Consider the following 26882-nt stretch of genomic DNA (forward strand, 5'->3'; position numbering starts at 1 on the left):
GGCAAGTATTACGATGATTCCTTTTTATGATCGATGAAAGGGAAGAAACGGTGAAAGGATTCAAATTGACTTTATTAGAAAATATTTTGTCTCCCCAGGATTTAATCGGCCTGTCTGATGCCGAGCTTAAAAATCTGGCCGGGGAGTTACGGAATCGAATTTTAGAAACGGTATCAAAAAATGGTGGGCATCTGGCTTCCAATCTGGGTATTGTTGAAACAACATTGGCCATTCATCGGGTTTTCAATAACCCGGAAGATCAAATTGTATTTGATGTCGGGCACCAGTGTTATACCCATAAATTGTTAACCGGTCGACAGCAGGTCTTTAGCAGCTTGCGGCAGTGGAATGGGATTTCCGGTTTTACCAATCGCAAAGAAAGCGATAAAGACGCTTTTGGCGCTGGTCACAGTGGCACCTCGATTTCAGCTGCCCTGGGTCTGGCGATGGCCAATCAGCTGGATGGCAAGGAGAATTATGTCATTGCGGTTGTCGGCGATGGCTCGTTTACCAATGGGATGATATATGAAGCGCTGAATAATTGTAATAAAAAAAATCTGCGACTGATTATAATTCTTAACGACAATGAGATGTCAATTTCAGAAAATGTCGGCGGACTTTCGAATTACTTATCAAAAATTAGAAACAGTCAGAATTATTTCAATTTAAAACACCAGACACAGTCGTTGTTACACAAGATCCCCACCATCGGCGATGGTCTGATTGAAGGCACCCGTAAACTAAAAAAACACATTAAAAAACGGGTGGTTGCCGAGAATTTTTTTGAACATCTGGGTCTGGATTATTTGGGGCCGGTTGATGGTTGTGATCTTAAAAAATTGGAATCGGTACTGAGCGAAGCCAAAAGTAAAACCAACTGCTGTCTGGTTCATGTTCATACCGTCAAGGGAAAGGGCTATGTCCATGCCGAAGAACATCCGGAAATGTATCACTCATCGGGTCCCTTCGACCAGGTTAAGGGGATTGAAAAAAAGCATCTGAAGATAGTTTTTCGGCTCAGTTTGGAAAAATAATGGTGGCGGCGACCAACGCGGACGATTCTATTTGTGCGATTACCGCAGCGATGACTGGGGGCACCGGACTGGATCATTTCAGCCTGACCCATCCCCGGCGTTTTTATGATGTCGGGATTGCCGAAGAACACGCCGTCACCTTTGCTGCCGGTCTCTCAGCCAATGGGAAAACGCCAGTATGCGCCATTTATTCAACCTTTGTCCAACGAGTCTATGATCAACTGATTCATGATGCGGCCATTCAGAAGTTGCCGCTGATCATGGCTCTGGATCGGTGTGGACTGGTACCCGGCGATGGCATTACCCATCAGGGAATTTATGATTGTTCTTATCTGTCTACCATCCCGGGAATTGAAATCTACAGTCCGGAGACCTACGATGAAATGAAGCAGAGTTTTGCGACCTGTTTTGAAGCGCCGAAGCTGGCGATCATCCGCTATCCCAAAGGCGCCCAGCAGCAATACGATCGCAGCGGTTTTAATCTTTGCGGCAGAGTTTTGTTATCAGGACTTTGATGACACAGGGCGCAACCAGGGAGATCCGGAAATTGTGATGGTCACCTATGGCCGTATCACAAAAAATGTCTATGAAGCAGTCCAATTATTAAAAGCGAACCACCGGATTCGCCTAATCAAACTGATTCAGGTTTATCCGCTAAATAGTCAAAAAAATCCTGTCGCTGATTGGTCAGCCGAGGCTTGTTTATGTTTTGGAAGAGGGCATCCGCAGCGGCGGAATCGGCGAAAAGCTGGCTGCGGCCATCGCCCAGCACGATGGTTGCAAGCCGGATACGATAAGAATCCGAGCCATCGAAGACCCCTTGATGGAACAGGGCGATCTGGCGGCATTAGATGGCTATTGCGGATTTTTACCACCGCAGATCGCTGCTGAAATCGCAGAAATATCGAAGGAAAAATAAAAACGGCGTAAGCCGTTTTTATTTTGCAATGATTTGCTGGGCATGCCAGAATTATTATCAGATCAGCATTAACTATTTATAGACAGTAATCGACATTGTTTTAAAGACTGCATAAAGCTCACAGCCCTTGCTGATCTTCATGTTTTCCAGCGATTTTCTGGTAATCAGGGACATGATTGGAATCCCGATGTCTAAAATAACTTTGACGCCATCAGCATTATCAATCAGATCCACCACCTGCCCTTTAAAAATATTTCGGGCGCTGCTGGTAAATGGTTCAAGACTGAGAATGATATCCTCCGGTCGGATTGAAAGCTTAACCGCTCCGGTTAAATCGGTGTGAACATGGATATTGACATCATCAATTTTGACGAATTGATCATCACCTTCCATAAACACCGTGCCCTGATACTGATTGGCGGAACCCTTTGATTTGAGTAAATAATTATCGAACTGGGACTGGGAAATGCGCAGATGCTTGCCCAGGCGATGGGCTTCAAGATCCCCCCGTTTGACCATCTCGTAAACCGTATTCTTGGTAATCTTTAGTTTTTGGCTGATTTCTTCTGGGGTGTATAAAAGTTCGTCATTCACGATGATCGCCTCCTTTTGTTATGTATCGATTGACTAATTGTGAGTTCGGAAAAACTTCTGAAAATTTTGAAATTAAGCCAGTCCAGGAAGTAATAAGTTCCTCACAATTCCATGGTTACATCTATTATAACCAATCCTGGGCGAATATTAAAGGATTAAAATGCCCATTTACAGTTAATTAAAGAAAAAACAGGATGTGAATGTACATGAAAAATACAGAATAATCATTTGACTCGGACAATTCTGTTTTGTATAATGGAAAACATCAAAACATAACAAAACATAATGAAAAAAGTGAAAAGGAGAAATGAGATGAAGTTGTTAAAAAGAGGTCTTGTTCTGGTTGTTTTCATGTCTTTGATTTTTGCCCTGGCTGGTTGTCAGCCTGCAGCCAAGGAGGAAAAGAAATCAGAACCGGTAGCACTGACTATTTCTGGGCGGCCAGCTTAAAGGAGGCCATGACCGAAATTCAGAGTCTGTATTTAGAAGAGTCACCGGAAACCACCTTGACGCTTAATTTTGGTTCGTCGGGATCGCTGGCTCAGCAGATTCAGCAGGGTGCAGAAGTGGATGTCTTTATGTCCGCATCAGCTAAAGATATGACAACATTAAAAGATGCCCAATTGATGAATGACGATACGATCAAGAATCTATTGGGAAATGAAGTTGTTCTGGTCGTGCCAAAAGACTCAACCGCCACCATCACCAGTTTTGATCAATTGGTCGATCCAGCGATTACAAAAATTGGTATCGGTGAACCAAGTAGTGTGCCAGTTGGTCAATATGCAGTTGACGTATTTAATTTTTATAATATAATGGAACAGATTCAGAGTAAAATTATTTATGGGAAGGATGTTAAAGAAGTCCTAACCTGGGTCGAAACAGCAAATGTCGATGCCGGTGTTGTCTATTCAACCGATGCTCGGGCATCAAGTAATGTCAAGATCGCAGCCACTGCTCCGGCTGATTCTCATAAAGCGATTATTTATCCGGCTGGCGTTGTAAAAGCCAGTAAAAATAATGATGCGGCAGTGGCATTTGTAACCTATTTAAGCAGCGATGCAGCAAAAGCAGTATTTGAGAAATACGGTTTTACGATTTTATAAAGAAACTGGTGAGAGCCATCAGTAGTGATCATTTGCCCGCATCATCGCACAGTTTTATGTGGATGCCAGCAAGAAGTAGAGGGAGAAGTTAGAATGGGGTTCGATTTTTCGCCAGCATGGATTTCAATCAAGGTTACCTTGACCGCCACGGCCATTGTCTTTTTTCTGGGGCTGGTGATTGCCTGGCTGATGACCAATTATAATGGTCGCTGGAAGGGCCTGATCGATGGCATTTTAACCCTTCCGTTGGTTTTACCGCCAACTGTCGCCGGGTTTGGGATTTTACTGTTAATTGGCAAGAATGGACCAATTGGCAATTTCTTAGAAATATTTGGAGTCAACATTATTTTTTCCTGGTATGCTGCCGTAATTGCGGCAGTGGTGGTCGCATTTCCATTGATGTATAAAACCACCATGGGTGCCTTTGAACAGATTGATCCCAATATTCTCAGTGCCGCCAGAACCCTGGGCGCCTCAGAAGTCAAGGTATTCTGGCGGGTCGCCGTCCCGGTAGCCCGGCCGGGAATCGCCGCAGCGACCGCCCTGACCTTTGCCCGCTGTCTCGGCGAATTTGGAGCAACCCTGATGGTGGCTGGCAGTATTCCCGGAAAAACGGAAACCATTCCCATTGCCATTTATTTTGCCACCCAAGGTGGCGAGATGCAGGTAGCGTTGATCTGGGTGCTGATTATCTTTGCCATTTCGTTAACGGTGCTGGTGATCAATAATTATTGGGAGAGTCGCAAAAAGAAACAGCAACGGGGCTTTGGAGGTTAATCGATGGCGTTTATGATTGACATAAAAAAGAATTTATACGATTTTCAGCTGGCAGTAAAACTCCAAACGGAGGAAGAGATCATCGGTATTCTAGGTGCCTCCGGGTCTGGTAAAAGCATGCTTTTGCGGTGTATCGCTGGATTGGTGAAACCCGATCAAGGCCAGATTATCATTAATGGAAAAACCTTTTTTGATTCGCAAAAAAAAATCAATTTATCGATGGGAGCAAGAAAGGTGGGGTTTCTCTTTCAGAATTATGCCCTCTTTCCCAACATGACGGTGGTTCAGAATATTGCCTTTGGCTTGGATCATTTGCCGAAAAATGAAAAAAAACGACGTGTCGATGCGTTAATGGAAAAGTATCATTTGGGTGATATTGGTAATCGCTACCCGACTCAAATATCCGGGGGGCAGCAGCAGCGGGTAGCGCTGGCCAGAGCAGTGGCAGTTGAACCGGATATTCTTTTGCTGGATGAACCTTTTTCAGCACTCGATGTCCATCTTAGAAATCACATGATGAAAGAAATGGTCGAATCACTGAAAGAATTTACGGGATTAACCCTGTTTGTCACCCACAACCGCGAGGAAGCCTACCGGCTGGCTGACCATATCGCCATCTTTAATACCGGGAAGCTGGAAGTATTGGGACACAAAGACGTGATTTTCAAGCATCCGGCCTCGTTGGAAACGGCTAAAATTACCGGCTGCAAAAATCTAATCAAGGCTCGCCGCTGCTCTGATTACCTGTTGGATATTCCAAAATGGGGTGTAACGATGCAAACCACCATGAAAATTGTAGCGGAATCCGGGTATATGGGAGTTCGGGCAAATCAGGTCAAGTTTATCAATAATCCGGAATATTCCGGGATCAATCGCTTCAAGGTGTACATCGCCGATGAGAGTGATGGCCCATTTCGAACCTCGCTTTATCTGAAAATTGGTTCCCCGGCTAAAAGCCTGGATGATTATCATCTTCAGGCGGAGATCAGCAGAGACGAGCGGGATCGTTTATTTGATCGATCGCAACCACACGAGATCGAGATCAACCCGGAATCGGTGTTTTTTGTGATCGAATAAAACCAGCCGGAAACGGTCTCATTGTGACAAAAAAGGAAATCAGCTTTTGTTGATTTCCTTTTTTGTTTGCAAAAATGAGTGATCAAAGCAGTGCTTTAGAAAAACAGTGGGTATATAACGAATGTTAAAGAAGTTCGAAAGGCAGGAAAATATAATGATGATGGAGAAACTGTCACAGTTATTGCACGAAAATCAGGGACGTTATGATAAAGGCTTACGGTTGCCCCAGATACCACCGATTAAATCAGTAAGGGTAGTAGGTCAATCAAGCCTGGATATCAAAGCCAAAAAGAAGCTGGTTCCAGCAGCGGAGATTATTATGAACAGTGGATTTGACGAAATCATCAATGCATATGATTATTTCTTAAAAAATCCCAGCGATCCCGAGGGAGTTCATCAGGTGCGGGTCCGGATTCGCAGGTTTCGGGCTATTCTGGCTTTTTTTGCGCCGATATTCAAGGCCGAAAACTATCAACGGCAACAGGATGCGCTCAGGGAACTGGCTGGACAATTCGGTGAAGTAAGACAACTGGATGTGTTGCTGGAAGGGATTGACGTAATCGAAAAAGAAAATACGCTTAAGATCAATTGTTTTGGAAAAATAAAAAGTTTCCTTCTAGAAAAACGGGAAGCAGCCTTTGATTATTTACTGGCAGAACTTAAAACCGATGACTTTGCGCTGAAATTACTGGACATCTGGATCTGGAAATTCAATGAGCCCTGGGATGAAACGGCTCCGGACTCGCGAGGTTCGATCAAAAACTATTCCGAAAAGCAGATTGCTAACTGGCACAAAAAAATCAGGCGGAGCATGAAAACGTTGGAGATAAACGATCAGCAGGCCATTCATCGGGTGCGTATCAAGAGTAAAAAACTCCGCTATGTCATTGAACAGCTGTCTTCGATTCTTGATCAAAAAACGCGTAAATCGATGAACGCTTTTGAAAAAATGCAGGATGATCTGGGCTATTATCATGATGTCTTCGCCAACCAACTCTTGCTCGAACAGCTGGTATTGGCTAGTGATGATAATCAACTTCATTATCAGGCGGGTATCATCATTGGCTGGCAGATGATGTCGGGTAATCGCAAGATAAAAAAGCTTAGTGAATTGGTCGGTACGGTAGTTTAGAGATAAACGTAAATATCTTAAATAAACTTTACAGCCAACTTGTCAGCTGTAAAGATACGTGCTATACTTTTAATCATAAAAATCCGATTAAAAGGTGGAGGCATAAAAAGTGGAAGAGCGCTTGTTAAAAATAGAAAAACTCAAAAAAGAAAAAGATGCCGTGATTCTGGCTCATTACTATGTTAATGATGAAATCCAGGAAATTGCGGATTATATTGGTGATTCCTATTATCTCAGTAAAATTGCCGTTGAGCTGCCTCAAAAGGTGATTGTCTTTTGCGGGGTAACCTTTATGGGCGAAAGTGCAAAGATTCTAAGCCCCGAAAAAACCGTGATCATGCCGGAAGCCCTTGCGGACTGTCCGATGGCTCACATGGCATCCCTTGAGAAAATTGCGGAGGTTAGGCAAAACTATGAGGATCTGGCGGTGGTCTGCTATATCAATTCAACCGCTGAAATCAAAAAAGCGGTGGATGTTTGTGTGACCTCCTCCAACGCCTTAAAAATTGTCAGGGCCCTGCCCCAGAAAAATATTTATTTTGTACCGGATCAAAACCTCGGCCAGTATATTGCCAGCCAGGTGCCGGAAAAAAATTTCATATTCAATGATGGCTATTGTCATGTCCACGACGAAATCATGATTGACGAGGTAGAAGCGGCAAAAGCTGCCCACCCCAATGCCAGGGTGCTGGTGCATCCCGAATGTACGATGACGGTAATTGATGCTGCCGACTATGTTGGGAGTACTGCTGGGATCATTGATTACGCCACGGCCAGTGATGCCGATGAATTTATTATCGGCACTGAAATCGGCATTTTGCATCAGCTCAGAAAAAACAATCCCAACAAAAAATTCTATACCATCAATCGAAACCAGATCTGTCCCAACATGAAAAAGATCACCCTGGCGAAAGTTGTTTATGCACTGGAAAACGGCATCAATCCGATGGAAGTCGATGAGGAGACCCGAAACCGGGCCGTTTTGGCGTTGGAAAAAATGCTGGAACTCGCCAAATGAGGGGCACCGGCAATGAACGGGAAAACAGATATTATTGTTGTAGGAACTGGCGTATCGGGTTTATTCTATGCCTTAAATATTCCCGAAACAAAAAATGTATTGATGCTCACCAAAGCAGCTGCCGATGAAAGTGATTCTTATCTGGCCCAAGGCGGGATCTGTGTACTGCGGGGTGCCGACGATTACAGCAGTTTTTTTGAAGATACCATGAAAGCTGGGCATTATGAAAATGATCCGGCCTCGGTTGATGTGATGATTCGCAGTTCCCCGGAAATAATCTCGGATCTGATTGATCAGGGGGTTGAGTTTGAAACAAAAGATGGCGAGCTGGTTTATACCAGAGAAGGAGCCCATTCCCGGGCCCGGATTCTTTATCATGAAGATCTGACCGGAGCCGAAATTACCAGTAAATTGCTGGCCCAGGTCAAAAAGCGACCCAATATTACCATCGTTGAAAACATGGCGATGGTGGATCTGATCTGTCAGGAGAACCAATGCTCCGGTGTGGTAGCCTGTGATCGGGATGGCGGCATTCATCTGTATCGTTCTGACTATGTGGTGCTGGCTACCGGGGGACTGGGAGGGCTGTTTCACAGCTCCACCAACTTGGCCCACCTCACCGGGGATGCCATTGCCATTGCCTTAAAACGTCAGATTGAGTTGGAAAATATCAGCTATATTCAAATTCATCCAACTACCTTATATTCCAGGAAACCCGGCCGTCGGTTTTTAATTTCTGAATCGGTTCGGGGTGAAGGGGCGGTGCTGTATAACCGCAAAATGCAGCGTTTTGTGGATGAGTTGTTACCCCGGGATTTGTTGACCAAGGCGATCCATGAGCAAATGGAGCAGGAAGAAAGTGATTTTGTCTGGTTGTCAATGCAGGACATGGGCCGGGAGGTGATTACCCATCGCTTTCCCAATATCTTTAAGCATTGTCTGGAAGAAGGCTACGATATCACCCGGGAGTGTATTCCGGTTACACCGGCCCAACATTATTTTATGGGTGGAATCAAGGTCGACCTCAACAGTCGAACCTCCATGGGCCATCTGTATGCTGTTGGTGAAATCAGCTGTAATCGGGTTCACGGTGCCAACCGGCTGGCCAGTAATTCACTGCTGGAAAGCCTGGTCTTTGCCAAACGAGCAGCCCGGGACACCACTGCCAATTATCAGGTTGCAAGTGAGGGCAGCCATCCCATTCTTGATCTGACGGATTATAAAAATTTGGAACAGTTGCGCCTGGCCTATAAAACCATCATTCTGGACGAAATCGAAAGGAGTAAAGTGATTGAACGAATTGCTAAAGCTTAATATGGATCCGCTGCTTTTACAGGCCTTGCAGGAGGACATCCCCAACGAGGACATCACCACCAATGCGGTCATTGCCGCCGGTATCAAAGCCCGGGTTGAACTGGTTGCCAAAGAGACTGGGATTATTGCCGGTTTGGACGTTTATCGTCGGGTATTTGAACTACTGGAGCCCAGTGCTACGATAGAAACCTTTGTCAGTGATGGGGATACCGTCACCCCTGGCGAGCTGCTGGCGATTGTTTTTGCAGAGGCCCGAACCCTCCTCTCCGGGGAGCGGACCGCGCTTAACTATCTGCAGCGGATGAGTGGTATCGCCACACACACCCGAAAACTGGTGAGCTGTTTGGCTGGCACCAAAACCCGGTTGCTGGACACCCGTAAAACAACCCCCAACATGCGGATTTTTGAAAAATATGCCGTAACCGTTGGTGGCGGATTGAACCACCGTACCAATCTATCCGATGGAATATTGCTTAAAGACAATCACATCAATGCAGCCGGTGGTGTCAAAGAAGCCATTGCGGCGGCCAGGAACTATGCTTCCTTTGTTCGAAAGATCGAGGTTGAAGTTGAAAATCTGGAAATGCTTCGTGAAGCGTTGGAGGCCGGGGCCGATATTATCATGCTGGACAATATGGATGGAGACACCATGAAAGACGCTATTAAAATTATCGATGGTCGGGCCATCAGCGAATGCTCCGGCAATGTGACAGAAGGCCGGTTAAAAGAGCTTGGTCAAATCGGAGTGGACTTTATTTCCTGCGGTGCCCTGACCCATTCCTCGCCAATTCTTGATTTATCGATGAAAAATCTGACAATTCTATCGGATTCGTTGATGACAAATAGAAATTGACGTCGCCAGCATTGTTCACTTATTATAATTGAGACAGCACCCGACTCAATTTACAAACGGCGAGTTTAACTTAAAATCTGATTTGAATCATAAATACCAGGAGTGAAAACCATGAAGAAACAACAGCGACAGGCAGACATTGTTAAGACCCTCCGGTCATCCCGGGAACCGGTTTCAGGTGCCGCCCTGTCAGAAATTTTTCAGGTCAGCCGGCAAAGCATCGTTCAGGATATTGCGCTCCTGAAAGCGGCCCGTTTCAACATCATTTCCACCAACAAAGGCTATATTATCGTTGATCCACCGCCCCGGGAAAAGATCTTCAAGGTGTCCCACAATCATGAAGAAATTGGCGATGAGCTTTATACCATTGTTGATGCCGGTGGTTTTGTCAGAGACGTCTATGTTCTGCACGATATTTATGGAAAAATCCAGGTTGATTTGTTTCTGGCCACCCGGGCCGATGTGGATGCCTTTGTTGCCGGACTAAAAGAAAAAAAACCAGCCCCCCTGATGAAGCTTACCGACACGGTCCATTATCATACCGTGGAGGCAGTATCTGACAGCATTCTTGCGGCGGTCGAAAAAAGTTTAACGGAAAAAGGCTATTTAATCAGCGTCGGGTGATTTTAAAAATAAATATTGGGGTATGAACTAAATAGCATACAAAAGAAGGAAGACATCAGGAGGTTTTCCTTTTTTATTTGCACCGGAAAGTTCATTTCACAAAAATGAAGCAGACTGTCAAAGAAGATAACCCAGTATCGACAATTGTTATATCATGTTGTCTGCATCAAGGCGGACATGGCGATAGCCTGTCCGAGCTTGCGGCAGACAACAAATTAACAATTGGTCGGTACGGTAGTTATTTGAGAACCTCATTCATTTCACAAAAATGAATTGGGATTATTTTAACTAGATATCAACGAAGGGTGGAAAAACAGTGAGTAAAATAGCGTGTCAGCTCTGTCCGCATCATTGCAGATTGGATACGGGAGAGATTGGATTTTGTCGGGCCCGGGTTAACCGGTCAGATGTGATAAGCGATTTGAATTATGGGGTGGTTACAGCCATCGCATTGGATCCCATCGAAAAGAAACCGTTGCGCCATTTTTTTCCCGGCTCCCGAATTTTGTCAGTCGGAAGTTTTGGCTGTAATTTAAGATGTCCGTTTTGTCAAAACTACGAAATTTCCATGGCTGGCAGTGAAGAAGCCCATGGTCGGCGGATGACGCCTGAGGATCTGGTCGGCAATGCCCGAAGACTGGTAGGCGAGGGGAATATCGGCTTGGCCTATACCTATAACGAACCGCTGGTGGGGTATGAATTTGTCAGAGATTGTGCCAAGCTGATAAAAAAGAATGGCTTAAAAAATGTGCTGGTCACCAATGGTTGTTTTTGTGAAGCGCCAGTCCGGGAAATCCTGCCCGATATTGATGCAATGAACATTGATCTAAAAGCATTTAACCAGAAATTCTATCAAAAAATCAGCGGCGATCTGGAAACCGTCAAACAGACCATTCGGATTGCCAGTGAGGCCTGTCATGTGGAAGTAACGACCCTGATCGTGCCAGGGGAAAACGACAGTGAGGAAGAAATTAGGGCTTTATCTAAGTGGCTGGCGTCAGTGGGAAAATCAATTCCCCTTCATCTGTCCCGCTTTTTTCCCAGATATGAAATGACCGATCGGAATGCCACCGACGTGGATCAGGTTTATCGCCTGGCTGATATTGCCAGAGAGTCCCTGGAAAATGTTTATGTAGGGAATTGTTGAGGCAGAACAATGGGACATAAACGCTCAAAAAATCTAAACAGTCGCCTGGCAAAACAATTAAAAGATATCGAACAACAGATTCGACCAGCCACTGTTCCGGTCACCAATACTGAAACGGCGCTTCATTCAGAAAAAGCAGTGTATACCTTTTTTCTTGATCCGGTTGTTGCCACAGCCCCGCAGGTTGAGGCGGGTGAGATCAACCGCTTGGCTCAGGAAGGCTATGGGGGATGGATTGCCGAGGATCCGAAGGAGCCAGAAAGACGGGATGATCTGATGCCGGAGGGCTATTTGCTGCCAGCCGGTAATGAGCCGCAACAGCTGCTGCATTTTTTTGCCATCACGGATATTCATATCACTGACGGGGAGTTTCCGGCCCACGGAATCTATTCAAAATTTGGTGGTGGCATTGTCTCAGTGTATTCTGAGATGATGCATTATACCACCCATATTTTAGATGGTGCCATTCATTCCATCAACGCCATTCATCATCAAAACCCTCTGGATTTTGGTCTATCCATGGGCGACAACACCAACAACGCCATGTACAACGAGCTGCGCTGGTCGATTGACATTTTTGATGGCAAAGAAATAAATTTGGATTTTGGGGTCAGTCCCAATCCCCGGGTCGGCCCCCGGAAGCCATTTTATGACGAATTTGTGGCTGTGGGGCTAAATCCGCAGATTCCCTGGTATCAGGTTATTGGCAATCATGATCACAGCTGGCCGGATAAACCGCTTTTGTCGGTGTCGGATGATCCCAATCGGCGGTTTCTTGGTCGGGTGGAGTGGATGAAGGAATTTTTTATTACCGGAACCCAGCCCATCGGACACGGTTTTAGTCTGGAAAATAGCCAAAATGGTTTTGCCTGCTATAGCTTTGAACCCCGGGCGGCGGTTCCCTTCAAGGTGATTGTGCTCGATAATACCCAAAGGGATGATGATCCCAACGTTAAGGGATATGCCCATGGTTCCCTGGATCGGGAGCGTTTTGACTGGCTGGGGCAAGAGCTGGAAGCCGGACAACAAGCCGGTCAGCTGATGATCATTGCCGCCCATATTCCCATTGGCGTGGAATATCAGGAGCCACTGACCAGGCCGTTTATGTCATGGAGTACCCTTTCACCAGTTTCGGAACAGGAGCTGCTAAAAAAACTCCAGTCTTATCCCAATCTGATTTTGTGGGTGGCCGGACATCGGCATCGCAATACCGTAACCCCGATAAAGTCTCCGGATCCGGCCCAGCCGGAATACGGCTTCTGGGTGGTTGAAACAGCATCCCTCCGGGATTTTCCGCAAAACTTTCGAACCTTTGAAATTCTCAAAAACAGCGATGGCACCCTATCGATTGTTACCAGAAATATAAATCCGACCATCAGAGAAGGTTCCTTTGCCAGTATCGCCCGGTCTTATGCGGTGGCGGCCCAGCAGCTTTTTAACGGCCGGACGGAACTGCTCCCATCCGGCTCATACAACGGTGAATTGCTGGTTAAGACAAAAGCATAACCAACGACCAGCAAAAGCAATGAGCGACAGTAAAAAAGAGCAGCAAAGGTTTGAAACATCGATCAGCCGGTTTGATTACGGACAGACACGGGATTTTAAGAGGCGAACTGACAATTCTTGTGGAGGTAAAAGAGATGGAAGTAATGACGCTGATGGAGAAATTAAAAAACGGCGATGTCATGACTCAAGACATGCGCAATGAGATTGTCGATTCATATAAACTGATGGATGTGGCTTTGGACTCCATTCTCAACGGACTGATGATCATTGATACCGAACTGCGGATAAAGAAATTTAATCATAAAATTTGTGAGCTGTTTCAAATGGATGAAGCCGCTGTTTTAAAGCTGGACATGAATGTGGTTTTAAAAGAGATCGATGTAGTTGGCAATATCCTGATTAATAAACGAAAATTTTCGTATTCGGATATCACCCTCACAATTGGGTCAAAACAAATTGACTGTTTTCTGGATATTACCCCAGTGGTTTTTAATGAGAAGGTTATGGGCGCAGTGCTGGTAATTCGGGAATCCAAACAGGTGCGCAAAGAAATCAATAAACTGGCAGGTTTTCGGGCCAACTATACCTTTGATAAGATCATTACGAAGAATAAAACGATGCTGGAGCTGATTAATACCGCCCGGCGAATTGCCAAAACAAATTGTTCGGTGCTGATTGAAGGTGAAAGCGGTACCGGGAAGGAGCTGTTTGCCCAGTCCATTCATAACGACAGCCAGCGCCGTAACGGCCCCTTTATTGCCATCAACTGCGCCGCCATTCCCAAAGAGTTGGTGGAGAGTGAATTTTTTGGTTACGAAACTGGCTCGTTTACCGGAGCCATCAAAGGTGGCATGCCGGGAAAATTTGAGTTGGCCAATGGCGGCACCCTGTTTCTTGATGAAATAGGCGAAATTCCCCTGGAAATGCAACCCAAGCTGCTGCGGGTGTTGGATGAAAACAAGGTAATGCGGATTGGCGGCAGTTTTGCCAGGGACTTGGATGTCCGGATTATTGCAGCCACCAATCGCAATCTGCTCAATGAGATGTCAAAATCGGCTTTTCGTCAGGATCTCTACTTTCGGCTCAATGTCATCAATTTACGGCTGTTGCCGCTTAAAAGGCGACCAGAAGATATACTGGTTCTGGGCCGATATTTTCTGGAGCAGCTCAATTGCGAAAACAGTGACGTCAAAAAATTCTTCAGCAAGGCATTCGAAGAAAAATTGCTGGCCAATGAATGGAAGGGCAATGTCAGAGAACTCAAAAATATGGTGGAGCGTGGCTACTATTTGTCAGCCGGTGTTTTTATTGATTGCATTGAGGCACCGACAAAAGAGCAGAATGTCATTTTACCAGTCCGTGACAGTGATGGTGAAACTTTGAGAGATTTGGAAAAAAACAGCATCGAACAGGCTCTTTTTCTCAATAAGGGCAATGCGGTAAAGGCCGCAGAAGATCTTTGCATCAGTCGGGCGACCATCTATCGGAAAATAAAAGCCTATGATATTCACGTGACCAGTTTATAAATGAAGCGAAACGTAAAAAGCAGCCCTTTGAAGAAAATTTTAAAACTTTTTTCGAAGGGTCTTTTTTTGGCATGAAACATGCTACAATTAGTTTTGGAAAGAATAGGAAAAATGAAAAGAATAGGGAGGTGAGCGTTTTGGCAAAAGTAAATCTAAGCTTGCAGGTTTTACCGGTAGTACCGGACAGAGAAATATACTATGTAGTCGATCAGGTTATTGAGATGATCCATCAGACGGGCCTCAAATATGTGGTGGGTCCTTTTGAGACATCCATCGAAGGCGAACTGGATGAACTGCTGGACATTGTTAAACGGGCCCAATCCATCTGCACAGAGCATGGAGCCGAGCGGGTGGTTTCAATCGTAAAAATTGATTACAAGGAAGAAGGCGTCACAATTGATGAGAAAGTATCAAAATACCAGTGACAAGCTGATTCCGATCGTATTTCTGCTGACCATTCTGATTCTCTGGGAGGCCGCTGTTAACCTGGGGGTTGTGGAGCGATACGTTTTGCCATCGCCCACTGACATCATCGCGGCGCTGATTGCCAATGGTTCGGATTTGATGATGCACGCCGGAACAACTTTTTTGAAGGAATGACAGGACTGCTGGTAGCCGTATGTTTATCACTGATTATGGCAATTGTGATGGATTTGTTTCCAGTGGTGAAAAAAGCCATTTACCCGGTACTGGTGATGTCGCAAACCGTGCCGATTATTGTTATCGCACCCCTGCTGGCGATGTGGTTTGGTTTTGGGATTGCCCCCAAAATTTTTGTGGTGGTGCTGGTTTGTTTTTTTCCCATCACGGTCAGTCTGATTGAAGGGCTTCAGAGTGTTGATGGGGAACTGATTAATCTGGTGCGATCGATGGGTGCAAAGAAGCGTCAGATCTTTACAAAAATCAAGTTTCCCAGTGCCCTGCCCTATTTTTTTTCGGGCCTTAAAATTGCGGCTACCTATAGTATTATGGGGGCAGTTATCGGGGAATGGCTGGGTGGCAAGGCCGGACTGGGCGTTTACATGTTAAGAGCCCGCCATGCCTTTGCGTTGGATCTGGTTTTTGCCTCGATTCTGGTGATTGTGGTTTTATCAATTGGACTTTTTTACGGCATTGCCGGGATTCAGAGGGTCATGATGCCCTGGGAAAAATTAAAGGAGGAAGAGGAATGAAAAAGAAAATCATCTTATTAACACTGGGAATTCTACTGATTGCATTAACCGGGTGTACAACAAAAGAAAGCGAGAAAATAACGGTGGTTCTGGATTGGGTTCCCAATACCAATCACACCGGTCTTTATGCGGCAAAGGAGCTTGGCTATTTTGAGGCCGAAGGGCTTCAGGTGGAGATTATTCAACCCAGCGAAGGCGGCTCAGCGGATCTGATTGCGGCCGGTCAGGGAGAGTTCGGAGTCAGCTATCAGGAACAGGTGACCTACGCCAGAACCGCTGCAAATCCCCTGCCGATTAAGGCCATTGCTGCGATTATCCAGCATAACACATCGGGCTTTGCTTCGCCAGTGGATCGCAACATTGTCAGTCCCAAAGATTTTGAAGGGAAAAAATACGGCGGCTGGGGTTCGCCTATGGAAGTTGCCACCTTAAAAGCCCTGATGGAAGGGGCAAAGGCTGATTTTAGCAAGCTGGAAATCGTCGATGTGGGAGCGATGGATTATTTTACCGCTGTTAAAGATCATGTCGATTTCACCTGGATCTTTTATGGCTGGGATGGAGTTGCTGCCGAGCTTAAAAACGAACCGCTCAATTTTATTAAACTTCAGGATGTCGATAAGAACCTGGATTACTATACCCCAGTCATTATTGCCAACGAAGACTATCTGGCCAAGCATCCGGAAACGGCTAAAAAATTTCTGCGGGCTGTCACCAAAGGCTATCAGTACGCCATAGAAAACCCGGAAGCCGCTGCGGATCTGTTACTGGTTGACAACCCCGAAATTGACCGCGACCTGGCGGTGGCCTCGCAAAAATATCTGGCCGCTGAATATCAGAGCGATGCCGAAAAATGGGGTTTGATGCGTTTAGATATCTGGGAAAACTATGGCAACTGGATGTATAACCAGGGCTTGCTGGAGAACCAGTTAAATGCCGACGAGGCCTTTACCAATGAATACCTGCCAGAATAAATGTGTACTCAAGGTTTTGGGGGTTACCAAAGAGTATAATCATAAAAATATTATACAGAACATTAATATTCATCTGAATCAGGGTGAGTTTGTCTCGATTCTGGGCCCCAGTGGCTGCGGTAAAAGCACGCTCTTTAATGTGATTGCCGGACTGTTGCCCCCGGAAGATGGCCAGGTTTTTGTAAATGAGAAGGAGGTAACCGGGGAAACCGGAAAGGTCAGCTATATGTATCAGAAGGATCTGCTGCTGCCCTGGCGCAACGTCATTGACAATGCCATTTTACCACTTGAAATTCGGGGCATTCCGAAAAAGGAAGCCCGGGAGACGGTCAAAGCGATGTTGTCGATTTTTCAACTGGCAGACGATGGGAAAAAATATCCCATCCAATTATCCGGTGGGATGAAACAGCGGGTGTCACTGTTGCGAACCACCATGTTTTCACAGGAGATCATGCTGCTGGACGAACCCTTTGGCGGACTGGATGCCATTACCCGGATGAAGATGCAGGCGTATCTGCTTGAGATACTCAATAAAATTAAAGGGTCGGTCTTGTTTATTACCCACGATATTGATGAGGCCATTTTCTTATCAGACCGGATCTACATCATTAACGGATCACCGGCCCAGATCGTTAGCGAAATGGTGGTGCCGATTAAACACGCCAGTCCTGAGGAAATGATGACCGCAGAAGCATTGCGTCAGCTGCGTAGTGACATTCTAAAATGTCTGTAAATCTCCAGGCGAGCAATGCTCGCCCTGAAAACCGGATAATTATTGTGAATAGAAGCACATCAACTTGTTAATAAACTACCGTAGCAGTCTCATTTTTGAGACTGCTTTTCTCATTTTGAGACGCCAATTCTCATAATGAGAAAGAATTGTTCCAGGATCGGTTGGGTAAAGGCGCTCGGAAGCAGAAAGCAGCACCGTTTACGTAAACGTTTAAACAACTAGCCGATTCATCGGTTATGGCATGAATATTGCTTAACATATAGACAACATGAAATCAAGGAGGTTAGAATATGGCGTTAAAAGCAGCATTTATTTTTATTGCTCCCAATGCAGATCCGGCCATTCACCGGTCGGCGGTTGAAACGGAACAGGTCACCCTGATCGCTGTTGGGGTATCGTCCTACGAAGCAGCAGTTGCAGCAGCGGGGCAGTTGGTTGATGAAGGGGTGGTCGCTTTCGAGCTCTGTGGTGGCTTTGGAAATCGGGGGACGGCCATGGTCAGTGAAGCCGTCAAAGGAAAAGCCGCCGTGGGGGTCGTGCGTTTTGATATTCACCCCGGATTGGATAATAAAAGTGGTGATGATCTTTTTTAACAGCATGACCACAGCAATTCACGTCAGGAGGTGTTTCTTATTAAAAAATTTATCATTGAATTTGGCATGGGGATGGACTTTCATGGTCAGGATGTTAATAAGGCGGCGGGAAAAGCGATTAAAGACGCCATTTCCCGAAGTTGTCTGATTGGTTTGAATCAGATCCATGGTTTAACGGAAGAAAGTCTCAATGAAAAAATGATGATCGAGGCAATTATTGGGGTGTCCCGGCCTGAAGATTTAAACATTGAGATGTTAAAAAAACTATTCCCGGTGGGAAAGGTAACCATTCAAGCCAGGAAAGGAGGATTAACAACAGCCGGTTTATTCTTTCCCGGTTTTGGCGATACCGACGATACCATCGAAGCCGCCATTGTGTGCGTAACGGTGAGTGTGTAGCGGAAGGTAGGTTGCAAACCTACAAAAAAACTGATAATGTGTGGTGTTATCGACGTAACAACAGACAAAGCGCATCATCGTTTAAAAAAAACTTAGCAAAGCAGATACAAAGGAGGAAATATTTTGAAAATCTCAAACGAAACTATCATTGAAATGTATGAAAAAATGGTAAAGATCAGGAAGTTTGAAAATAGAGCCATGAATCTTTTTGCTGAAGGTCAGGTTGGCGGATTCGTTCACCTTTATATTGGTGAAGAAGCAGTGGCAACAGGCGTTTGCGCAAGTTTACGGGACGATGACTACATTACCAGTACCCATCGGGGCCATGGACATATTTTAGCCAAAGGCGGCGATATGAAATACATGATGGCCGAGCTTTTTGGCAAAGAAACCGGATACTGTAAAGGCAAGGGCGGCTCGATGCATATCGCCGATGCCACCAAAGGAATTCTTGGGGCCAATGGGATTGTCGGGGCTGGCCATAATATTGCGGTAGGTGCCGGACTGGCAGCACAATATAAAGGAACAGATCAGGTTTGTGCCTGTTTCTTTGGGGATGCCTCCACCAATCAGAGTACCTTCCATGAAGGATTAAACCTGGCCAGTACCTGGAAACTGCCGGTTATCTTTATCTGCGAAAACAATGGCTACGGAATATCTGTGAGCCAGGCCCGTCATCAGAATATCACCGATATTTCCCAACGGGCAGTGTCTTATAATATTCCGGGGATTACGGTGGACGGCAATGATGTTTTTGCGGTTTTTGAAGCGGTTCAGGAGGCCGTTGCCAGAGCCCGTAAAGGTCAGGGACCAACCCTGATTGAATGCAAGACCTATCGCTGGCGGGGACATTTTGAAGGGGATCCGACGGTGTACCGTCCCGAAGGTGAGCTGGAACAATGGAAGAAAAAAGACCCCATTCCCAGAGCCGAAAAATATATCCTTGATAATCAGGTGATGACTCAGGCGGAAATGGATCAGCTTAATAAAAAAATTGATGCTGAGGTTGAAGAAGCCGTTGATTTTGCCCTGGCCAGTAAATTCCCTGATGTTGCATCCGCTGTTTTAGATGTTTATACCGATATAGTAGAGGAGGGACGAACAAGATGAGAGAGCTTACGTATGGTCAAGGAATCAAAGAAGGTATGCGTATAAAAATGCTGGAAAATCCGGATGTCTTCATTTTTGGCGAAGATGTTGGTCTATTCGGGGGCTGTTTTGGTGTCACCTCCGGCTTATTTGAAGAATTCGGCGAAAAACGGGTGCGTGATACCCCAATCTCGGAAGGGGCCATTATCGGTGCTGCCGTTGGTGCGGCAGCGGTTGGCTTGCGACCGATTCCCGAGCTGATGTTTGTTGACTTTTCCACTGTCGGGATGGATCAGCTGGTTAACCAGGCTGCTAAAATGCGTTATATGTTTGGTGGTAAATTAAAACTGCCAATGGTAGTACGACTACCGTCCGGTGGTGGGGTGGCAGCGGCAGCCCAGCACTCCCAATCACTGGAAGCCTGGTTTACCCATGTGCCGGGTTTAAAGGTCGTTTATCCCTCGAATGCCCAGGATGCCATCGGATTGATGCTGACAGCCATCGATGATGATAACCCGGTAATTTATCTGGAAAATAAAACCCTCTATGCGGTGACCGGTCAGGTTGAAGATGAAGTCAAACCAATTCCACTGGGTAAAGCCAATATCAAGCGGGAAGGGAGTGATGTCACCATCATTACCTATGGCAAACAGGTATACGACTCCCTCAAAGCAGCTGAGCTGCTAGAAAAAGATGGCATTGATGCTGAAGTCATCGATTTACGTTCCCTCTATCCGCTGGATAAAGAAGCGATCTTTGAATCGGTCAAGAAAACCCATAAGGTGGTCATTGTCTCCGAAGAAGCTAAACGGGGCAGTTATGCCGGTGAACTGGCTGCGATTATTGCCGATGAGTGTTTCTATGAATGTGATGCTCCGATTAAGCGGGTTTGCGCATTGAACACCCCGATTCCGTTTTCTGGCAATCTGGAAGCCTATGTGTTGCCCAATGCCGACGATGTGGTTGAGGCGGTTAAATCGTTATTCTAAGGTGGGTAATTGAATCGGCCAGACGGGCCAGGGTTCTGGAAATAGTGGAGTGCACAGCGATGATCTTATTTCCAGAACTTTTTTTAAACAAAAGACAGAAAAAGGTGGTGGACATATGAATTCAATTGGAATCATTGCCAATCCGGCATCCGGGAAAGATATCAGGCGGCTGGTTTCCCATGCTACGGTGATTGATAATAACGAAAAGATCAATATTGTTGAACGGATTATACTGGGAGCCCAGCAAAATGGCGTCAAAAAAGTATACATGATGCCAGATCCCTATAATATGGGCTATCGGGTGGAGGATAAGCTTAAAACCTCCGGCGAGCTTAAATGTGAGATCGAAGTGTTTGATTTTTATAAGGAAGACACCGTGGAAGATACCTATAAAGCGGTGCAAATGATGAATGAGAAAAACGTCGGCTGCATTGTCACGTTGGGAGGTGACGGCACCAATCGGGCGGTGGCTAAGGATATTAAGGAAATCCCGCTGATTTCCATCTCCACAGGGACGAATAATGTCTATCCGGATATGATTGAAGGAACCATTGCTGGCATCGCAGCGGCCGTGGTCGCTTCCCAACAATTTGATAAAGCGGCTTATTCAAATAGAGATAAGATTATTGAGATTGAGACAGCGGGGCAACTTAAGGATATTGCCCTGATCGATGCGGTGATTTCCCGGGATATCTTCGTGGGTTCCCGGGCGATCTGGAAAGTTGAGGATATTGAGAAAATATTTGTGGCCCGGAGTCATCCGGCCTCAATTGGTTTTTCGGCGGTGGTGGGGGGAAAAACCATTATCACCGAAGCGGACAATTTTGGTGCTTATGTCAGCATTGATAAAAATGCCCCCAAAATTAAGATTCCCATGGCAGCGGGGATTGTGTTGCCAATTGGTACCAGTGAGCCGGTGATCTTAACGTTTAGCGAAGTCTATACCTTTACCACCTACTGTCGGGGCACCATTGCCCTGGATGGGGAGCGGGAAATTGAATTTCATCAGAATCAGACTTTTACCTTTAAACTAAGCCGCAATGGGCCCTGGCATGTGGATGTGAAAAAAGCCATCGAAGTGGGACAGCAAAACGGATTTTTCAAGGTTTGATGTTTAAATTTTCATAGAGTTATGTGATTTCAGAATAACAGGAGGAATGCATTATGGCCAAGTTTTTAGTGATGCCCAAGCTGGGATTGACGATGACTGAAGGCAATATTGCCAACTGGCGAAAAGCAGAAGGCGACAGCGTTGCGATGGGCGAAATCATCTTTGATGTGGAAACCGATAAAATAACCAAGGAATTTGAATCTCCGGGGGCTGGCATCATCAGAAAGATACTGGTCGAAGAGGGCACCGTGGCAGTGCTAAAACCGATTGCCATTCTGGGAACAGCTGAAGAAGATATAACTGCATTGCTGGCCGAGGCCGAAAATTTGACTGACAGCCCAGCCAGCGAAGTTAAATCCACCGCAGCAGAACCGGATTCGGTGGTTGCTACATCATCGCAACCGGTCGCTGGGGGCCGCATCAAAGCATCAGCCCGAACCAAAAAAATTGCGGCTGAGCAAAATATCGATCTTGCCCAGGTAACCGGGACGGGCCCCCAGGGGGCCATTACGGAAAAAGATGTTAATGAGTTTGCGTTAAGAGCAAAAACAGCAGCCCCCAAAATATCGCCGACGGCCGGGGTGATTGCTGATGGTTTAGGCATCGATCCGGGACAGATTAGCAAGGACGGCCGGATTATGAAGGCCGATGTGCTGGCTTTTAAACAAAAAGCTGATTTACTACGATTTGCCGATCCACAGGAGAGTAGCAAACCGATGTCGGCGATGCGAAAAATTATTGCCAGCCGGATGTCAGCCAGCCAGGAAACGGCTGCTACAGTTAATTACAACCAGCGGGTGGATACCACCGCCATGAAACAGCTAAGGGAAGAATTAAAAAACTCTGCCAAAATTACCTATACCGATATTCTGGTTAAGATTTTAGCCCGGGTGCTGTTGGAGTTTCCGCTTTTAAACAGCTCGATAGTCGGCACTGACATTGTCACCCGCAATTATGTCAATATTGGGGTGGCGGTTGCCCTGCCGGATGGATTGATAGTGCCGGTGGTCAAATTCGCCAATAAATTAGATCTGGGCGAGATTTCCCGGGAAATCAAAGCCCTGGCCGAAAAAGCCCGAAATAATGAACTGGAAAGCGATGAAATTACCGGGGGCACTTTTACCATCACCAATATCGGGATGTATGGCATGGAATCCTTCACGCCGATTATTAATCAGCCTGAGGTGGCCATATTAGGGATTAATACCATAATCGACACCCCGATGGTGGTGGATGGCCAGGTGGTTATTAAACCAATGATGAACCTGAGTTTAACAGCTGATCACCGGGTGGTTGATGGCTCGGTGGCGGCGCAGTTTGTTGCCCGTCTCAAGGAGCTCATTGAAAAACCGGGACTTCTGCTCTTGTAATGGAGGTGGAATCATGAAGATTGTTATAATTGGCGGTGGCCCGGGGGGGTATGTGGCAGCGATTCGGGCGGCCCAGTTAGGTGCTGCGGTAACCCTGATTGAAAACAAATATCTGGGCGGCACTTGTCTTAATGTCGGTTGTATTCCCACCAAGGTGCTCCTCCATACCACCGAACTGCTGGACGTTCTTAAACATGATGCCAAGGAACTTGGCATCACACTTTCAGACTATCACGGTGACTGGCCAAAGCTGCAGAAAAGAAAAACAAAAATCATCAAAAAACTGGTCGGTGGGGTCAACGGATTATTAAAGAACAATGGGATTACCAAAATAATGGGCACCGCTGTTTTTGTGAATGCGCATCAAATTAAGGTCATCAGTGACAATCAGGACGAAATAAACAACGCAGCAACTGTCATCGATTTTGATTTTGCCATCATTGCCACCGGCTCAAAACCAGTGATACCACCGATACCGGGGAGCAATCATCCGGATGTGATCACCAGTGACACGGCTCTGTCATTGGATGCTGTGCCGGAAAGCCTGGGCATTATTGGCGGCGGCGTCATTGGCTGTGAATTTGCCAGTATCTACAATGCCTTTGGCTGTAAGGTAACAATCATCGAGATGCTACCGGAAATTGTTGCCAACATGGACCGTGATATTGTCAAGCCGCTCAAAGAAAAACTGCTAAAAGATGGGGTCGATATTTTTACCAGCACCAGAGTCGAGTCAATTCAGGAAAGTGCTGGCGGTTTAACCGTTACAACCAGCTCGCAGACCGGTGAAAAAACCATTACCGCCAAAAAAGTGCTCTTGTCAGTGGGCCGAAAACCGGAGCTTAGTACCCTTAACTTGGATCTGGCTGGTATAAAAACCGCCCGTGGGGCGATTGTTGTCAATCAAAAAATGCAGACCAATGTCCCGCATATCTATGCCATTGGCGATTGCAATGGCGGGGTAATGCTGGCCCATGTGGCCTCAGCTGAAGGAATTTTGGCGGTGGAAACGATCATGGGGAAAAGATCACAAATTGATTTTAAAACCATTCCCTATTGCGTTTATACCAAACCGGAATTGGCCAGTGTCGGGCTGACCGAAGCCCAGGCCCGAGAAGCGGGCTATGACGTAAAAGTCGGCATTTTTCCCATGGCCGTCAATGGTAAAGCAATGATCATGGGTGAAACAACCGGGGTCGTCAAATACGTAACCGATGCCGCTACTGGCGAAATTCTGGGACTGCACATGGCCGGTCCCCGGGCCACCGATCTGATTGTTGAAGGCGCTCTGGCCATCCGCCTGGAAGCCACCGTGGCCGAGCTGATGGCTACCATCCACGCCCATCCCACTGTCGGCGAAGCACTGATGGAAGCTGCCCATGCCGTCGATGGTCACGCCATCCATTTAATGCGATAACGATGGTTAGAAAAAACGGTATCAAAAAATAAAACAGGCTGCCACTTTTGGATCGGAATTAAAAAGTGGCAGCCTGTTTGTTTAAATTTAGATAAAAACGAAAAAACTAATGACTCTGGCCGTGGACCTCATGATCCGTAAGCTTTGTTACCTGATTGTTATCATCGAGAATCAGCACCCGGGGCTTAAAAGCCAGGGCTTCCTGCCGGTCCATCATGGCATAGGCGATAATGATCACCTGATCACCTTTTTGCACCAGCCGGGCTGCGGCACCATTGACACAGATCACGCCACTGTTCCGTTCGCCCACAATCGTATAGGTTTCAAAGCGTTGGCCGTTATTTATATCCACCACCTGAACCTTTTCACCGGGAAGAATATCCGCCTGATCCAGCAGCGCTTCGTCAATGGTGATACTGCCCACATAATTGAGGTCAGCCTCGGTGACAGTTGCCCGATGGAGCTTTGACTTAAATAGGGTGATATACATAATTTACCTCTTAATCTAAAATAATATTATCAATCAGCCGGGTGCTGCCAAAGCGAACGGCTACTGCCGCCAGGGCCGGTGCGGTGATGGTTTCGATATCGGCCAGGGTTTCAAAATCAAGGATATCAACGTAATCAATAACCGCCAACGGCATGGTACTGATCTGGCCGATAATCTGATCTTTTAGGGTTTTAACCTGGACGACGCCAGATTCATGAAGGGCTTTGGCAGCCGTCAGCGACTGGCTAAGCACCAGGGCCTGGTTACGCTCTTCCGGCGTTAAAAACACATTGCGGGAGCTCATGGCTAAGCCATCGGCTTCCCGGACAATCGGGCAGACTGTCAGCTGAACCGGCAGATGTAAATCCCGAACCATTTTTTTTATCACCGCCACCTGTTGGGCATCTTTCTGTCCAAAATAGGCACGGTTTGGCTGGATCAGGTTAAACAATATATTGACTACTGTGGTCACGCCTTTAAAATGAGTCGGCCGGGACTGACCGCAGAGTTTTTGGGTGATCTCGCCTGCCACTTCCACAAAGGTGGAAGCACCGGCCGGATAGATTTCGCCCGGATCAGGAAAGAACAGCAGATCGGTTCCGGCAGCTGCGGCAAGTCGTGAATCCCGGTCAAAATCCCGGGGGTAGGCATCCAGATCCTCGCCCGGGGCAAACTGAGTGGGATTGACAAAGATACTCACGACCGTGAAATCATTCTGACTTCGGGCTTCATTAATCAACGACAGATGACCGTCGTGAAGATAGCCCATGGTCGGAACAAAGCCGATGCTTTTATCCCGGCCAATTTCTTCAAGAGCGATCTTAAGTTCTGAGATTGTTTTTATGATCTTCATAGTCTTATTGTTTTAGCGCGGCGATCACCGCATCATCAATGGAAAAGGTATGTTTTTCTTCCGGGAACTTCGCTGACTTTACCTCGGTGATATAGGCTGTCACCGAATCCTTAATGGTTTCATTCAAGGCCGCATAGCGCTTGGAAAACTTGGGTGATTGACCTGAATACATGCCCAGTAGATCATGGATGACCAGCACCTGACCGTCGCAGTAGCGACCGGCGCCAATACCGATGGTGGGCACCGAGATTTTTTGCGTAATCAGGGTGGCCAGTTTTTCGGGAATCCCCTCCAGAACAATGGCAAAAACGCCCGCTGCTTCCAGGGCCAGGGCATCATCAATGACTTTCTGAGCCTGAGCAGTGTCCTTACCCTGCACCTTAAATCCTCCGAACAGGTTAACCGATTGGGGCGTCAGACCGATATGGCCCATGACGGGAATCTGGGCTTTGACAATGGCTTTGACAGTGTCAACCTGATCCACGCCGCCTTCAAGCTTGACGGCGTGGGCCTTCCCTTCCTGAATCAACCGGCCGGCATTGCGAACAGCCTCTTCCACCGAAATGTGATAGGATAAAAAGGGCATGTCACCGACGATCAGGGCGTTTTCAGCGCCCCGGGCAACGGCTTTGCAATGGTACACCATGTCATCCATGGTCACTTCCAGAGTGGATTCATAACCCTGGACCACCATGCCGAGCGAATCGCCCACCAGAATGGAATCGATACCGGCATCATTGACGATTTTGGCCATTGAATAATCATAGGCCGTTAGCATGGTGATTTTTTCCTTGTTTGCTTTGGCTTGTAAAAAAGAACTGACAGTAAATTTGTTTTTCATTGGTTTCTTCCTTTAATTTAAATTTTAATCGATCTAAGATGAGCGACAAGCAGTCGGCGCTATAACCGTACCGATCAATTGTTAATCTGTTTTTTTTCGCGCCATGCGAAATCCGCTACGCTCCTTTCGCATTGGTCGCGGGCAGTCGCCAACTACAAGTAAGCTTGTGATTGGCTCATTGCCTTCGCGCAGGATCGGACAGGTCTATCAACCTGTTCGCCCCGATG

At 46.4% G+C, this 26882-nt stretch carries 31 protein-coding genes; 27 read left to right on the forward strand and 4 right to left on the reverse strand.

What is annotated here, in order from left to right; genetic code table 11:
• The first annotated feature begins 50 nt into the window (after positions 1 to 50).
• From CHL1_RS03630 to CHL1_RS03640, 3 genes are all read left to right on the forward strand, one after another.
• Positions 51 to 1034, forward strand: a complete 984-nt coding sequence (locus CHL1_RS03630) for a 1-deoxy-D-xylulose-5-phosphate synthase N-terminal domain-containing protein (RefSeq protein ID WP_250934637.1) — start codon at positions 51 to 53, stop codon at positions 1032 to 1034.
• 2 nt (positions 1035 to 1036) lie between these two features.
• Positions 1037 to 1549: a 1-deoxy-D-xylulose-5-phosphate synthase gene (locus tag CHL1_RS03635; protein WP_250934638.1), complete on the forward strand. Its 513-nt coding sequence runs from the start codon at positions 1037 to 1039 to the stop codon at positions 1547 to 1549.
• Positions 1550 to 1743: 194 nt separating this feature from the next.
• Positions 1744 to 1953, forward strand: a complete 210-nt coding sequence (locus tag CHL1_RS03640; RefSeq protein WP_250934639.1) for a hypothetical protein — start codon at positions 1744 to 1746, stop codon at positions 1951 to 1953.
• A gap of 72 nt (positions 1954 to 2025) precedes the next feature.
• Here CHL1_RS03640 and CHL1_RS03645 read toward each other — a convergent pair whose 3' ends face one another.
• Positions 2026 to 2547, reverse strand: coding sequence for a helix-turn-helix domain-containing protein (locus tag CHL1_RS03645; RefSeq protein ID WP_070370001.1), 522 nt, complete (start codon positions 2545 to 2547; stop codon positions 2026 to 2028).
• Positions 2548 to 2859: 312 nt separating this feature from the next.
• Here CHL1_RS03645 and CHL1_RS03650 point away from each other — a divergent pair, with 312 nt between their 5' ends.
• The 24 genes from CHL1_RS03650 to lpdA all read left to right on the forward strand — a co-directional run bounded on the left by CHL1_RS03650 (position 2860) and on the right by lpdA (position 24471).
• Positions 2860 to 2997, forward strand: coding sequence for a hypothetical protein (locus tag CHL1_RS03650; RefSeq protein WP_250934640.1), 138 nt, complete (start codon positions 2860 to 2862; stop codon positions 2995 to 2997).
• 8 nt (positions 2998 to 3005) lie between these two features.
• Positions 3006 to 3653 (forward strand): molybdate ABC transporter substrate-binding protein, encoded by a 648-nt coding sequence (gene modA / locus CHL1_RS03655; protein ID WP_250934641.1) that lies wholly within the window; start codon positions 3006 to 3008, stop codon positions 3651 to 3653.
• 93 nt (positions 3654 to 3746) lie between these two features.
• The gene (gene modB, locus CHL1_RS03660; protein WP_070370003.1) at positions 3747 to 4430 is read left to right on the forward strand and encodes a molybdate ABC transporter permease subunit; all 684 of its coding nucleotides are present in this window, start codon (positions 3747 to 3749) and stop codon (positions 4428 to 4430) included.
• A gap of 3 nt (positions 4431 to 4433) precedes the next feature.
• On the forward strand, positions 4434 to 5507 hold the full coding sequence (locus CHL1_RS03665; RefSeq protein ID WP_250934642.1) for a sulfate/molybdate ABC transporter ATP-binding protein: 1074 nt from the start codon (positions 4434 to 4436) through the stop codon (positions 5505 to 5507).
• Positions 5508 to 5661: 154 nt separating this feature from the next.
• Complete coding sequence (locus tag CHL1_RS03670; protein ID WP_250934644.1) at positions 5662 to 6639, forward strand: CHAD domain-containing protein; 978 nt, start codon at positions 5662 to 5664, stop codon at positions 6637 to 6639.
• Between the two features lie 109 nt (positions 6640 to 6748).
• A complete protein-coding gene (gene nadA, locus CHL1_RS03675) occupies positions 6749 to 7657 on the forward strand; it encodes a quinolinate synthase NadA (RefSeq protein WP_250934646.1) in 909 nt (302 codons plus the stop codon).
• A gap of 12 nt (positions 7658 to 7669) precedes the next feature.
• Complete coding sequence (locus CHL1_RS03680) at positions 7670 to 8971, forward strand: L-aspartate oxidase (protein ID WP_250934648.1); 1302 nt, start codon at positions 7670 to 7672, stop codon at positions 8969 to 8971.
• 1 nt (position 8972) lies between these two features.
• On the forward strand, positions 8973 to 9824 hold the full coding sequence (nadC, locus tag CHL1_RS03685) for a carboxylating nicotinate-nucleotide diphosphorylase (protein WP_476723733.1): 852 nt from the start codon (positions 8973 to 8975) through the stop codon (positions 9822 to 9824).
• Between the two features lie 111 nt (positions 9825 to 9935).
• A complete protein-coding gene (locus CHL1_RS03690) occupies positions 9936 to 10448 on the forward strand; it encodes a transcription repressor NadR (RefSeq protein ID WP_250934652.1) in 513 nt (170 codons plus the stop codon).
• 316 nt (positions 10449 to 10764) lie between these two features.
• Entirely contained in the window at positions 10765 to 11595 is an 831-nt protein-coding gene (gene amrS, locus CHL1_RS03695) for an AmmeMemoRadiSam system radical SAM enzyme (protein WP_338078281.1), read from the forward strand.
• Positions 11596 to 11604: 9 nt separating this feature from the next.
• Positions 11605 to 13101, forward strand: coding sequence for a metallophosphoesterase (locus tag CHL1_RS03700; protein ID WP_250934653.1), 1497 nt, complete (start codon positions 11605 to 11607; stop codon positions 13099 to 13101).
• A gap of 134 nt (positions 13102 to 13235) precedes the next feature.
• Positions 13236 to 14627, forward strand: a complete 1392-nt coding sequence (locus tag CHL1_RS03705; RefSeq protein ID WP_250934655.1) for a sigma-54 interaction domain-containing protein — start codon at positions 13236 to 13238, stop codon at positions 14625 to 14627.
• Positions 14628 to 14764: 137 nt separating this feature from the next.
• The gene (locus CHL1_RS03710; RefSeq protein ID WP_070370012.1) at positions 14765 to 15052 is read left to right on the forward strand and encodes a thiamine-binding protein; all 288 of its coding nucleotides are present in this window, start codon (positions 14765 to 14767) and stop codon (positions 15050 to 15052) included.
• Entirely contained in the window at positions 15027 to 15227 is a 201-nt protein-coding gene (locus CHL1_RS03715; RefSeq protein ID WP_250934657.1) for a hypothetical protein, read from the forward strand. The genes CHL1_RS03710 and CHL1_RS03715 overlap by 26 nt, the downstream gene beginning before the upstream one ends.
• On the forward strand, positions 15224 to 15799 hold the full coding sequence (locus tag CHL1_RS03720) for an ABC transporter permease (protein WP_250934659.1): 576 nt from the start codon (positions 15224 to 15226) through the stop codon (positions 15797 to 15799). Before CHL1_RS03715 ends, CHL1_RS03720 begins: the two co-directional genes overlap by 4 nt.
• Complete coding sequence (locus CHL1_RS03725) at positions 15796 to 16770, forward strand: ABC transporter substrate-binding protein (protein WP_250934661.1); 975 nt, start codon at positions 15796 to 15798, stop codon at positions 16768 to 16770. Before CHL1_RS03720 ends, CHL1_RS03725 begins: the two co-directional genes overlap by 4 nt.
• Entirely contained in the window at positions 16751 to 17503 is a 753-nt protein-coding gene (locus tag CHL1_RS03730) for an ABC transporter ATP-binding protein (protein ID WP_070370015.1), read from the forward strand. Before CHL1_RS03725 ends, CHL1_RS03730 begins: the two co-directional genes overlap by 20 nt.
• 290 nt (positions 17504 to 17793) lie before the next feature.
• On the forward strand, positions 17794 to 18096 hold the full coding sequence (locus CHL1_RS03735; RefSeq protein WP_070370016.1) for a DUF6506 family protein: 303 nt from the start codon (positions 17794 to 17796) through the stop codon (positions 18094 to 18096).
• 30 nt (positions 18097 to 18126) lie between these two features.
• Positions 18127 to 18495 (forward strand): Lin0512 family protein, encoded by a 369-nt coding sequence (locus tag CHL1_RS03740; protein ID WP_228881468.1) that lies wholly within the window; start codon positions 18127 to 18129, stop codon positions 18493 to 18495.
• A gap of 153 nt (positions 18496 to 18648) precedes the next feature.
• Complete coding sequence (locus CHL1_RS03745) at positions 18649 to 19605, forward strand: thiamine pyrophosphate-dependent dehydrogenase E1 component subunit alpha (protein ID WP_070370061.1); 957 nt, start codon at positions 18649 to 18651, stop codon at positions 19603 to 19605.
• Positions 19602 to 20573 carry an alpha-ketoacid dehydrogenase subunit beta gene (locus tag CHL1_RS03750; RefSeq protein ID WP_228881470.1) on the forward strand — a complete coding sequence of 324 codons (972 nt, stop codon included), beginning with the start codon at positions 19602 to 19604 and terminating at the stop codon, positions 20571 to 20573. The genes CHL1_RS03745 and CHL1_RS03750 overlap by 4 nt, the downstream gene beginning before the upstream one ends.
• A 115-nt stretch (positions 20574 to 20688) precedes the next feature.
• Positions 20689 to 21684 carry an ATP-NAD kinase family protein gene (locus tag CHL1_RS03755; protein ID WP_250934663.1) on the forward strand — a complete coding sequence of 332 codons (996 nt, stop codon included), beginning with the start codon at positions 20689 to 20691 and terminating at the stop codon, positions 21682 to 21684.
• Between the two features lie 53 nt (positions 21685 to 21737).
• Positions 21738 to 23054: a dihydrolipoamide acetyltransferase family protein gene (locus tag CHL1_RS03760; RefSeq protein WP_250934665.1), complete on the forward strand. Its 1317-nt coding sequence runs from the start codon at positions 21738 to 21740 to the stop codon at positions 23052 to 23054.
• A 13-nt stretch (positions 23055 to 23067) separates the two neighbouring features.
• A complete protein-coding gene (lpdA, locus tag CHL1_RS03765; RefSeq protein WP_070370020.1) occupies positions 23068 to 24471 on the forward strand; it encodes a dihydrolipoyl dehydrogenase in 1404 nt (467 codons plus the stop codon).
• A gap of 106 nt (positions 24472 to 24577) precedes the next feature.
• Here the strand turns inward: lpdA and panD are convergent, their stop codons facing one another.
• Genes panD through panB form a run of 3 tightly spaced genes read right to left on the reverse strand, consistent with a single transcriptional unit; the run spans position 24578 to position 26655 of the window.
• Positions 24578 to 24961 carry an aspartate 1-decarboxylase gene (gene panD / locus CHL1_RS03770; RefSeq protein ID WP_250934667.1) on the reverse strand — a complete coding sequence of 128 codons (384 nt, stop codon included), beginning with the start codon at positions 24959 to 24961 and terminating at the stop codon, positions 24578 to 24580.
• A 10-nt stretch (positions 24962 to 24971) separates the two neighbouring features.
• Entirely contained in the window at positions 24972 to 25814 is an 843-nt protein-coding gene (gene panC / locus CHL1_RS03775) for a pantoate--beta-alanine ligase (protein WP_250934669.1), read from the reverse strand.
• A 4-nt stretch (positions 25815 to 25818) separates the two neighbouring features.
• Positions 25819 to 26655 (reverse strand): 3-methyl-2-oxobutanoate hydroxymethyltransferase, encoded by an 837-nt coding sequence (gene panB, locus CHL1_RS03780; RefSeq protein WP_250934678.1) that lies wholly within the window; start codon positions 26653 to 26655, stop codon positions 25819 to 25821.
• Between the last annotated feature and the right edge of the window lie 227 nt (positions 26656 to 26882).

Origin of the sequence: Acetobacterium wieringae, assembly GCF_023700225.1 — a bacterium.
Lineage (GTDB): Bacteria > Bacillota > Clostridia > Eubacteriales > Eubacteriaceae > Acetobacterium > Acetobacterium wieringae.